This is a genomic window from Catenulispora pinisilvae, from assembly GCF_015356865.1.
In the GTDB taxonomy this organism is placed as follows: Bacteria; Actinomycetota; Actinomycetes; order Streptomycetales; family Catenulisporaceae; genus Catenulispora; species Catenulispora pinisilvae.
The window spans coordinates 1-10,491 of the sequence record NZ_JAAFZA010000314.1; the positions used below are offsets into that span (position 1 = coordinate 1).

At 69.2% G+C, this 10,491-nt stretch carries 14 protein-coding genes; 5 read left to right on the forward strand and 9 right to left on the reverse strand.

Annotated elements, in window-relative coordinates; translation table 11 throughout:
• On the reverse strand, positions 1–684 hold a 684-nt coding region (truA, locus tag IZR01_RS44475), incomplete at its 3' end, for a tRNA pseudouridine(38-40) synthase TruA (protein WP_194927352.1).
• Between the two features lie 86 nt (positions 685–770).
• On the opposite strand from truA, the gene IZR01_RS44480 reads away from it, so the two are divergent.
• Together IZR01_RS44480 and IZR01_RS44485 are read left to right on the forward strand one after the other, a co-directional pair.
• A complete protein-coding gene (locus tag IZR01_RS44480) occupies positions 771–1,016 on the forward strand; it encodes a type II toxin-antitoxin system Phd/YefM family antitoxin (RefSeq protein WP_194927353.1) in 246 nt (81 codons plus the stop codon).
• Positions 1,013–1,273 (forward strand): Txe/YoeB family addiction module toxin, encoded by a 261-nt coding sequence (locus tag IZR01_RS44485; RefSeq protein ID WP_194927354.1) that lies wholly within the window; start codon positions 1,013–1,015, stop codon positions 1,271–1,273. The genes IZR01_RS44480 and IZR01_RS44485 overlap by 4 nt, the downstream gene beginning before the upstream one ends.
• 52 nt (positions 1,274–1,325) lie before the next feature.
• On the opposite strand, the gene rplQ is transcribed toward IZR01_RS44485, so the two are convergent.
• The 8 genes from rplQ to IZR01_RS44525 all read right to left on the reverse strand — a co-directional run bounded on the left by rplQ (position 1,326) and on the right by IZR01_RS44525 (position 6,323).
• Entirely contained in the window at positions 1,326–1,856 is a 531-nt protein-coding gene (gene rplQ, locus IZR01_RS44490) for a 50S ribosomal protein L17 (protein ID WP_194927355.1), read from the reverse strand.
• A 116-nt stretch (positions 1,857–1,972) separates the two neighbouring features.
• Complete coding sequence (locus IZR01_RS44495; RefSeq protein ID WP_012785190.1) at positions 1,973–2,998, reverse strand: DNA-directed RNA polymerase subunit alpha; 1,026 nt, start codon at positions 2,996–2,998, stop codon at positions 1,973–1,975.
• A gap of 100 nt (positions 2,999–3,098) precedes the next feature.
• A complete protein-coding gene (gene rpsD, locus IZR01_RS44500) occupies positions 3,099–3,725 on the reverse strand; it encodes a 30S ribosomal protein S4 (RefSeq protein WP_194898685.1) in 627 nt (208 codons plus the stop codon).
• Between the two features lie 20 nt (positions 3,726–3,745).
• Positions 3,746–4,156, reverse strand: coding sequence for a 30S ribosomal protein S11 (gene rpsK / locus IZR01_RS44505; RefSeq protein WP_012785188.1), 411 nt, complete (start codon positions 4,154–4,156; stop codon positions 3,746–3,748).
• A 78-nt stretch (positions 4,157–4,234) separates the two neighbouring features.
• Positions 4,235–4,615 (reverse strand): 30S ribosomal protein S13, encoded by a 381-nt coding sequence (gene rpsM, locus IZR01_RS44510; RefSeq protein ID WP_194898686.1) that lies wholly within the window; start codon positions 4,613–4,615, stop codon positions 4,235–4,237.
• A gap of 151 nt (positions 4,616–4,766) precedes the next feature.
• Positions 4,767–4,880, reverse strand: a complete 114-nt coding sequence (gene rpmJ, locus IZR01_RS44515) for a 50S ribosomal protein L36 (RefSeq protein WP_009740505.1) — start codon at positions 4,878–4,880, stop codon at positions 4,767–4,769.
• A gap of 117 nt (positions 4,881–4,997) precedes the next feature.
• Positions 4,998–5,219: a translation initiation factor IF-1 gene (infA, locus tag IZR01_RS44520; RefSeq protein WP_012785186.1), complete on the reverse strand. Its 222-nt coding sequence runs from the start codon at positions 5,217–5,219 to the stop codon at positions 4,998–5,000.
• A 417-nt stretch (positions 5,220–5,636) separates the two neighbouring features.
• Complete coding sequence (locus tag IZR01_RS44525; protein ID WP_228555881.1) at positions 5,637–6,323, reverse strand: DUF1707 SHOCT-like domain-containing protein; 687 nt, start codon at positions 6,321–6,323, stop codon at positions 5,637–5,639.
• A gap of 115 nt (positions 6,324–6,438) precedes the next feature.
• Here IZR01_RS44525 and IZR01_RS44530 point away from each other — a divergent pair, with 115 nt between their 5' ends.
• The 3 genes from IZR01_RS44530 to IZR01_RS44540 form a co-directional block, all read left to right on the forward strand.
• On the forward strand, positions 6,439–7,560 hold the full coding sequence (locus IZR01_RS44530) for a sensor histidine kinase (RefSeq protein WP_194927356.1): 1,122 nt from the start codon (positions 6,439–6,441) through the stop codon (positions 7,558–7,560).
• 77 nt (positions 7,561–7,637) lie between these two features.
• Complete coding sequence (locus tag IZR01_RS44535) at positions 7,638–8,315, forward strand: response regulator (protein WP_194898688.1); 678 nt, start codon at positions 7,638–7,640, stop codon at positions 8,313–8,315.
• 78 nt (positions 8,316–8,393) lie between these two features.
• Positions 8,394–10,491 (forward strand): MMPL family transporter (locus tag IZR01_RS44540; protein ID WP_194927357.1); only part of this gene is annotated, 2,098 nt, incomplete at its 3' end.

A 10,491-nucleotide genomic window follows, 5' to 3' on the forward strand; every position in this document is an offset into this window, starting at 1 on the left:
CCGCCCCTCCCCCACCGCCAGCAGCGCGCCGACCAGGGAGCGGACCATGGAGTGACAGAAGGCGTCGGCGCGCACGTCGGCGACCAACAGCCCGGTGGGCGTCAGCGAGGTCGGCTCCTCGCGGGTCCACACCAGGCGCTTGAGGCAGCGGATGGTCGTCGCGCCCTCGCGCTTCTTGCAGAACGAGGCGAAGTCGTGTTCGCCGAGAAGCGCGGCCGCCGCCTCGTTCATCAGGGCGGGGTCCACGGCGCGCGGGTGCCACGTGACGTCGTTGCGGCGCAGCGGGTGCGGGCCGTAGGGGGCGTCGGTGACGCGGTAGGCGTAGCGGCGGCCCATCGCCGCGAACCGCGCGTCGAACCCGGCCGGCGCCACCACCGCCGACCAGACGCGCACGTCCGCCGGCAGCACCGCGGCCAGCCGCCGCAGCAGCCGCGCCTCGTGCTCGGCCCACAGCTCGACGGGGATGTCGAACTGCGCGACCTGACCGCTGGCGTGGACCCCGGCATCGGTGCGGCCGGCGACGACCAGCGTCACCGGCTGGCGCAGCACGGTCGACAGCACCGAGGTCAGCTCCCCGCACACCGTCCGCCGCCCCGGCTGCATCGCCCACCCGGAGAAGCGAGTGCCGTCGTAGGCGAGGTCGAGGCGGATGCGGGTGTGGCCGGGGGGCGGCTCGGTGCTCATCAACCCATTGTGGCGGGTCGGCGGGGTTGCGAATTGCCCGAGACCGGTACAATAAAGCGGTACCACCCCGGCGAAGGGAGCCGATCATGTCCATCACCGCGTCCGAGGCTCGCAAGCGGTTGTTCCCATTGATAGAGAAAGTCAACGACGATCACCTCCCGATAGTGATCACGTCGAAGCGCGGAAACGCGGTGCTGATGGCGCAAAGCGACTATGACGCGATGGAGGAGACTGCCTACCTGCTTCGCTCTCCGGAGAACGCCCGACGCCTGATGGAAGGTCTGGAGCAGGCACGGCGTGGCGAGTACGAAGAGCACGAACTGTTCGAATGAGACTGGTCTTCACCGCCACCGGCTGGGCCGACTATCAGCACTGGCAGCAAGTCGACCGGGCCCAGGTCAGACGCATCAACAAGCTCATCGAGGGGACCCTTCGAGATCCCTTTGACGGCATCGGCAAACCCGAACAGCTCCGCCACGGTCTTTCCAGCGCGTGGTCGCGGCGGATCACCGAGGAGCATCGACTCGTATATGTAGTCCAGGGCGATGACATCGTGATCTTCCAAGCCCGCTACCACTACGAGAAATAGCGAAAGCCCGCCGCCTCCGAAGAGAGCGGCGGGCTTCCAAAGCCAGAAGGACTTACTCCTTCTCAGCAGCCTCAGCCTCGGTGGCCTCGGCAGCCTCGGCCTCGGCCTCGACAGCCGGAGCCTCCTCCACGACCTCAGCGGCGGGAGCGGCGGCCTTCTCGGCCTTCTCCTTGGTCGCGCGGCGGGTGGCGGCCTCGGCCTCGCGGACCGCGGTCTGCTGCACGGTCAGGGCCTCGACCAGCTCGATCACGGCCATGGGGGCGTTGTCACCCTTGCGGTTGCCGGCCTTGATGATGCGGGTGTAGCCGCCGGGGCGGTTCTCGTAGTTCGGCGCGATCTCGTCGAACAGGCGGAAGACGATGTCCTTGTCGCGGAGCACGGCCAGGACCTGGCGACGGTTGTGCAGGTCGCCCTTCTTGGCCTTGGTGATCAGCCGCTCGGCGTAGGGGCGCAGCAGGCGCGCCTTGGCCTCGGTGGTGGTGATCTTGTCGTGCTCGAAGAGCGCCTTGGCGAGGTTCGCCAGGATCAGCTTCTGGTGGGCCGGGGAGCCGCCGAGGCGGGCGCCCTTCTTCGGCTGGGGCATTGCTTCTTCTCCTTGGTGTCTCGGGCCGTGTCAGGTACCCGGGATCTTGATGGCGGCGGACGACGCCCGACGCCGCAAGCTGGGCCGCCCGTTTCGGGCGGCCCAGCTGTGGAGCCTTACAGCTCCTCGGTCTCCGCGTAGCCGGAGTCCAGGTCCTCTTCCTCGTCGTACTGGTTGTCCACCACGAGCGAGGGGTCGAATCCGGGCGGGCTGTCCTTCAGGGCCAGACCCATGCTCATCAGCTTGACCTTGACCTCGTCGATGGACTTCGCGCCGAAGTTGCGGATGTCCAGCAGGTCGGCCTCGCTGCGGGCGACGAGCTCACCCACGGTGTGGATGCCCTCGCGCTTGAGGCAGTTGTAGGACCGGACGGTCAGCTCCAGGTCCTCGATCGGCAGCGCCAGGTCGGCGGCCAGGGCGGCGTCCGTCGGGGACGGGCCCATGTCGATGCCCTCGGCCTCGATGTTCAGCTCGCGGGCCAGACCGAACAGCTCGACCAGGGTCTTACCGGCCGAGGCCACGGCGTCGCGCGGGCGCATCGACTGCTTGGTCTCCACGTCCAGCACCAGGCGGTCGAAGTCGGTCCGCTGCTCGACGCGGGTGGCCTCGACGTCGTACTTGACCTTCAGGACCGGGGAGTAGATCGAGTCGATCGGGATGCGGCCGATCTCCTGGCCCGCCTGCTTGTTCTGCACCGCGCTGACGTAGCCGCGGCCGCGCTCGACGGTGAGCTCCATCTCGAGCTTGCCCTTGCCGTTGAGCGTGGCGATGATCAGCTCGGGGTTGTGGACCTCGACGCCGGCCGGCGGGGCGATGTCGGCGGCGGTGACGGTGCCCGGGCCCTGCTTGCGCAGGTACATGGTCACCGGCTCGTCGATCTCCGAGGAGACGACCAGCTGCTTGATGTTCAAGATGAGGTCGGTGACGTCCTCCTTCACACCCGGGATCGTGGTGAACTCGTGGAGCACTCCGTCGATCCGGATGGACGTCACCGCCGCGCCGGGGATGGACGACAGGAGCGTCCGGCGCAGCGAGTTGCCGAGGGTGTAGCCGAAGCCCGGCTCCAGCGGCTCGATGAGGAACCGCGAGCGGTACTCATCGATGATTTCCTCGGTGAGGGTGGGGCGCTGTGCGATAAGCACGCTTGTAACCTCCGTTGCCTGGGTCGGCCGCTATATACCGACCACGGGATGGTGCACCGGTGGGACACCACACAAGTAGTGTCCCACCGAAGACGAGCCGCTACTTGGAGTAGAGCTCGACGATCAGCTGCTCCTGGACCTGCGTGTCGATGACAGCGCGCTCCGGGAGGGCGTGGACCAGGATCCGCATCTTCGACGGGATGACCTCGATCCAGGCCGGGACCGCACGCTCGCCGGCCTCGGCGCGGGCCACCACGAACGGGGTGAGCTCCAGGCTCTCCTTGCGCACCTCGACGATGTCGCTGGGCGACACGCGCAGAGAGGGGATGTTCCCCTTGTGGCCGTTGATCAGGATGTGGCCGTGCCGGACCAGCTGGCGGGCGTGGTCGCGGGACTTGGCGAAGCCGGCCCGGTAGACCACGTTGTCCAGACGGGACTCCAGGATCCGGAGCAGGTTCTCACCCGTCTTGCCGCTCTTGCGGTTGGCTTCCACGTAGTAACCGTGGAACTGCTTCTCCAGAACGCCGTAGATGCGGGCGGTCTTCTGCTTCTCGCGAAGCTGGAGCAGGTACTCGTTCTCCTTGGTGCGGCCGCGACCGTGCTCGCCCGGGGGGTACGGACGGATCTCGATCGGGCACTTGGGGCCATCGCACTTGCTGCCCTTGAGGAAGAGCTTGGTCTTCTCGCGGCGGCAGCGCTTGCAGTCGGGGCCGGTGTAACGGGCCATGTTTGTTCTTCTCTCCTAGCTCAGACGCGCCGGCGCTTCGGCGGACGGCAACCGTTGTGCGGCGAAGGGGTGACGTCGTTGATGGATCCGACCTCCAGGCCGGTCTGCTGCAGCGACCGGATGGCGGTCTCACGGCCGGAGCCGGGACCCTTGACGAACACGTCGACCTTCTTCATGCCGTGCTCCATGGCGCGGCGGGCGGCGGCCTCGGCGGTCATCTGAGCGGCGAACGGGGTCGACTTGCGCGAGCCCTTGAAGCCCACCTGACCCGAGCTCGCCCAGGCGATCACGTTCCCCTGCGGGTCGGTGATCGAGACGATGGTGTTGTTGAACGTGCTCTTGATGTGAGCGTGCCCGTGGGCGACGTTCTTCTTTTCCTTGCGGCGCAGCTTGGGAGCCTTGGCGCCGGCCTTACGGCTCTGGGGAGGCATTGTGCTGGGTTCTCCTGATTGAGGTGATCGGTCCGGGCCACTGACGACAAACCAGTTAGGTTCCGGTCCGTGGCTGGACTACTTCCGGCCGGCCTTCTTCTTGCCGGCGATGGCCTTGCGCGGGCCCTTGCGCGTACGCGCGTTGGTGTGGGTGCGCTGACCGTGGACCGGCAGGCCCTTGCGGTGCCGGATGCCCTGGTAGCAGCCGATCTCGATCTTGCGGCGGATGTCCGCCTGGACCTCACGGCGCAGGTCGCCCTCGACGCGGTAGTTCGTGTCGATCCACTGGCGGAGCTTGACGAGGTCGTCCTCCGTCAGGTCCTTCACACGCGTGTTCGGGTTGATGCCGGTCTCCGCGCACGTCTTCTGCGAGCGGGTCCGGCCGATGCCGTAGATGTAGGTGAGGGCGATCTCCAGCCGCTTCTCGCGGGGGATGTCCACACCAGAGAGACGTGCCATCAGGCAGGCTCCTGTTTCTGTTTCATCCGGAGGTGTCGATGCAGCGCCGTTCCTGGTGCCTGACCAGGTCCCCAGCCTCCGGGCCGGGGGTCTCATCCGTGGGCTCCATGGCGGGAGCCCGCGGGGTCGGGACGCTGCGGGTTACTTCAGCTCAGCCCTGACGCTGCTTGTGGCGCAGGTTCTCGCAGATCACCATGACGCGGCCGTGGCGACGGATCACCTTGCACTTGTCACAGATCTTCTTGACGCTGGGCTTGACCTTCATGATGGTTCCTTAACTGGTATCGGTCGTCCGGCGCGTGAACACCGAAAGGCAGCCCACCACCTTGAGCGTGGTGAGCCTCGATAGAACGTGTCCGACTAGCGTTGGCGCCAGTACGGGTCACTTGTAGCGGTAGACGATGCGCCCACGGGTCAGGTCGTACGGGCTCAGCTCGACGACGACCCGGTCGTCCGGAAGGATCCGGATGTAGTGCATCCGCATCTTGCCGGAGATGTGCGCGAGGACCTTGTGGCCGTTCGCCAGCTCAACGCGGAACATCGCGTTGGGCAGGGACTCGATGATGGTGCCCTCGATCTCGATGGCGCCTTCTTTTTTGGCCAAGTTCCTTCAATCTCCTTCAGAAGGGTGTCTACTGCCGCGTCGGATCCGGCGACAAGAGCAAGTGGTGGTCCGCAATAGTGTGCTCATTGACCCAGCCGCGGGGGCACACCAGGACCACTCCACACGGAGCCGACACGCCAGTGTACGCCGAACACTTGCAGAACGCGAAACCGGGGCTTTCTACCCCGCCCGCACGTGACGTGAAACCGGCAGCGGGTGGCGAAAATTCCCGCCCCGTTCGTCTCGGCGACACCACAGGACAGCAGGAGGCCGCGACCAGATGTTCCGGTCGCGGCCGGTCGGCGGTCAGTCGCGATCCGACGGCTCAGTCGCTGCTCAGCACCTGCTCAGTACGGTCAGGCCCGGCATGCGGGCCCGGCATGCAGGCCCGGCGATCAGGCCCGGCAGTCAGTCGAGTCAGTCGTGGCGGTTGATATTGCGGGCGATCATCAGCACGCCGAAGATCCCGAGCGGCCAGGCCGGCCAGAATTCGCCCCAGTTGTCGCCGCCGGCCAGGTTGCTGACCAGCCAGATCCCGGTGAGCAGCACCGCCAGGGACAGCCAGGTGCTGAACGAGGCGACCCCGCGGTGGTGGTGCCCGCGCCGCGCGGCCGCCTTCTGCTGCCAGCGCTCCTGCTGCTGCGACCAGCGCTGGTCGCGGCGCTCCAGACCGCGCTGCCACCGCTGGTTGTGCCGCTCGAAGTGCTCGTTGATGCGGTCGGAGATGGCCTGGTTGTCGATGTTGATCTGCATCCGGCCGGACTCGTCACGCCGCATCTCGAAGGGCCGCTGCCCCGGGCCGCGTGACGGCATACCACCGGCGTGCTGCATGCCTCCGGGGTGCGGCATGCCCCCGGGCGGCGCGGTGGGCCGCGCACCCTGGCCGAGGGTCGGATCCGCCAGGTCCACCGGCAGGTCCCGGGTGAGCGTGCCCAGCTCACCGTAGGTCTTGGCCTCGTAGGCCTTCGTCATCCGTTCGTCGAACTCCTCGAGCGTCAGCCGGCCGGCGGCGTGATGCTCGCGCAGCTGCTCCACGAGTCGTTCGCGGTCGGCATCACCGGCCCGCATCTCCGGATCGAACGAGGCCCCACCCTGCGTCGTCATCTGCGTGACTCCCCAACTGACTCGCGACATATCTCGACTGTACCGCAGCTTCCCCGCAACAGGATCCCCCCGAGGAGGGAGGTGTCGCTACTCCCGGTGGAGCATGATCTGTCGTGTGCTGAGCACCGGCGCGCACCTGATCCGCGCAATCCGGCCGCGGCGGCCCCGGCGCGACGACGTCCTGGTCGCCGTGATCGTGCTGCTCCTGAACAGCGGCACGTATCTCATACCCGGCGTCGTGACCTGGGGACCGTCGCGGTATCTGCTCGAAACCGCGACCATCGTCCCGCTGCTGTGGCGCGAGACCCACGTGGTGCCGGTGGCCGTGGTCACCGGCACGCTGACGCTGGTCGTCACCGCGTTCGTGCACCCGGCCCAGCCGTTCCCGTTCGCGGTGCTGGTCGTGGAGTACACGATCGGCTCGGTGCTGCGCGGCCGGACCCGCGCGGTCATGGTCGCGATCTACATGGTCGGCAACGTCACGGCCGAGTACCTGCACAAACAGATGGGCAATCCGGGGGACTTCTTCATCACCTTCACGCTCAGCATGACCTCGCTGTTCCTCGGGGTGCTGATGCAGTCCGAGCGCGACTCGCTGTCGGTGCGCGCCGACCGGTCGCTGCGGACCGAGCGGGCCCGGATCGCCCGGGACATGCACGACGTGGTCGGGCACGCCGTGGCGCTGATGGTGGTGCAGGCCGAGACCGGGCCGCTGCTGATCCGGGACAAGCCGGAGCGGGCCGAGGCGGCGTTCGAGGCCATCTCGGCCGCCGGCCGGGACGCGATGGCGCAGCTGCGCGGGCTGGTCGGCACGTTGCAGTCGGACCGGGAGGAGGCCGGGCGCGAACCGCTGCCCACCCTGGCCGACCTCGACGAGCTGGTGCACCAGGTCCAGCGCACCGGGCTCCAGGTGCGCGTCGAGCAGACCGGCGGCACCTCGGCGCTCTCGCCCGGGGCCGAGACCGCCGCCTACCGGGTGGTGCAGGAAGCCCTCACCAACACCCTGAAACACGCCCGGGCCTCGCGCGCCGAGGTCCGGCTGACCTGGTCGCCGAGCACGCTGGAGATCACCGTGGCGGACAACGGCCGGGGGTTGGCCCAGGCCTCGATCGACGGCGGGCACGGGCTGTCCGGGCTGCGGGAGCGGCTGGCGCCGGTGGGCGGCGCGCTGAGCTGGACGTCGCCGCCGGACACCGGCGGGTTCGCGCTGACGGCGGTCATTCCCTCGGGACAGTGAGCCGCCCTTCGGGGCAGTGAGCCGTCCTGGGCGGCCGGGAAGAGACACCCGTCCCCCGCGCCTGGTAGAAAGCGGACGTGGCGATTCGGGTGGTAGTGGCCGACGACCAGGAACTGGTCCGCAGCGGGTTCGCGATGATCCTGGACGCGCAGCCGGACATCGAGGTGGTCGGCGAGGCCGGCGACGGCGCGCAGGCGGTGGCGCTGGTGCGTTCGCTGCGGCCGGAGGTCGTGCTGCTCGACGTGCGGATGCCGGTGATGGACGGGATCGAGGCGGCCCGGGCCGTGACCGCCGAGGGCGGCACCCGGATCCTCATGCTCACCACCTTCGACGTCGACGAGTACGTCTACGACGCGCTCTACGCCGGCGCCTCCGGCTTCCTACTCAAGGACGTGCGCCGCGACGACCTGGTCCACGCGGTCCGGGTGGTCGCCGCCGGGGACTCGCTGCTGGCGCCGTCGGTGACCCGGCGGCTGATCGCCGACGTCACCTCCCGGCGCCCGGCCAAGGCCGGCGACCCGGCGGCGGCGCCCTCGGCCCGGCTCGGCACCCTCACCCCGCGCGAGCACGAGACGCTCCAGCTGATCGCCCGCGGCGCCTCGAACGCCGAGATCGCGGCCCGGCTGTTCGTCACCGAGCACACGGTGAAGACCCACGTCAGCAACATCCTGATGAAGCTGGGCCTGCGCGACCGGGTGCACGCCGTGATCTTCGCCTACGAGAGCGGGCTGGTGACTCCCTCTTCGGAGGGATGACTCCCCCGATCTACCTAGGCGCCCGGTCCCCTCCCGCGCGGGATCACAGGACCCTGCGGTCCGCCGGACAGTGGTGGCATGTTGAGACGCGCCGCAGAACTCGCCATCCGCCGGCCCCGCACCGTGATCGCGGTGTGGGCCGTGGTCCTGGCGGTCGGCATCGGCCTGGGCGGGACCGTGTTCGGCAAGCTCGGGGGGCTCGGCGCGAACGTGCCGGGTAGCCAGTCCCAGGTGACCGCCGACCGGATCACCAAACTGGACCCCGGATCGGACACCATCGACGCGGTGGTGGCCTCGACGACTCCCGGCCGGGCGATCGCCGCCGACCCGGGCCTGCGGGACCGCGTCACGGCCGCCGTGACGGACCTGCGCCGGATCCCCGGGGTCGCGCAGGTGCCGGATCCATATCAAACGCCGGGCGCGACCGGGGACGGCGAGGCTGTCGCGATCCCGGTGACGTTCGTCAGCGGGATCTCCTCGCCGGATGAGGACGTCGCTCTGAAAGCGGCTCAGGCGCGACTGCACGCCATCGCCGATCCGGACTTCGAGGTGCGAGTCGGCGGCGGACCGCTGACCGGCAACGCGCTGAACGACACCGCGCGGTCCGATGCCGGCAAGGCCGAGATGATCTCGCTGCCGGTGGTGCTGGTGTTGCTGGTGGTCGTGTTCGGCGGATTGCTGGCGGCGTCGTTGCCGCTGGTGTTGGCGCTCTGCGGGATCGCCTCGACGTTCTTGGTGTTGTACGGGTTCAGCTTCACCACCGATCTGTCGGTGTACTCGGTGCAGATCACGACGATGCTCGGGTTGGGGCTGGGCGTGGACTACGCGCTGCTGATGGTGACGCGGTTCAAGCAGGAGCGCGGCGGGACGGCGGATATCGCTTCGTGCGTGCGGCGGACGGTCGCCGCGGCCGGACGGACGGTCTTCTTCTCCGGCCTCACGGTCGCGGTCAGCCTGGTCGGGCTCGTGGTGTACCCGGCGCCGTTCCTGCGGAGCATGGGACTGGCGGCGACGGCGGTGGTGGCGGTCGACATGCTGGCGGCCGTGACGCTGCTGCCGGCGCTGCTGGCGAAGTTCGGGCACCGGATCAAGCCGGCGAGCGTGCGGCGCGCCGAGGGGCGGTGGTTCGGGAGGGTCGCGGCCGGGGTGGTGCGGCGGCCGCTGCCGGTGCTGCTGGCGATCGTGGCGGGCCTGGTGACCGTGGCGACGCCGGTCACGGCGATGACGCTGTCCCCGGGCGACGCGCGCGAGCTTCCGGCCGGATCGGAGTCGCGGCAGGCGTACGACCTGAGCGTGGCGCACTTCCCGGGGCAGAGCACGACGACCCCGGTGGACGTCCTGGTCGAGGACGGCGCCGCCCGGCCGGACTACCTGGCGCACCTGCGGTCGCTGCCGGGGGTGGTCGACGCGACGCAGAAGACGTACCCGGACGGGAGCGCGGTGGTGCACCTGACGCCGAGCGGGACGGTCGACGGGAAGGTGGCGACCGGGCTGGTGCGGACCATCCGGGGCGAGCATCAGGGGGCTTACGTCACCGGCGACAGCGCGCACCTGGTGGACTATCGGCGGATGCTGGTCGCCCGGCTCCCCTACGCCATCGCAGTGGTGCTGCTGTCGGTGTTCGTGCTGCTGTTCCTGTTCACCGGCTCGGTGCTGATCCCACTCAAGGCGGTGCTGACCAACCTGCTGAGCATCGGCGCGGCGCTGGGCGCGATGGTGTGGGTCTTCCAGCAGGGGCACTTCGCGGGCGTCTTCGGTGCCGGGACGAAGGGCGGCCTGGGCGCGCTGGACGTGACGGTGCCGCCGCTGATGATCGCGGTCGCCTTCGGCCTGTCGATGGACTACGAGATCTTCATCCTCGGCCGCATCCGCGAAGCCCGCCTGGCCGGCCAGGACGCCCGGGCCGCGGTGGTCACCGGCCTGCGGCACACCGGCCGGGTGGTGACCTGCGCGGCGGCCCTGCTGATGATCGTCTTCGCCTGCTTCATGACCGGCGGTGCCGCGCCGATCCTGGAGTTCGGCTTCGGCCTGACCCTGGCGGTACTGATCGACGCCACCCTGGTCCGCATGCTGCTGGTCCCGGCGGTGCTGGCGCTGCTTGGCGAGCGGGCCTGGTGGGCCCCGCGGGCGCTGCGCGGGGTGCATGCGCGGTTCGGGATCGCGGAGGCGGCGGAGG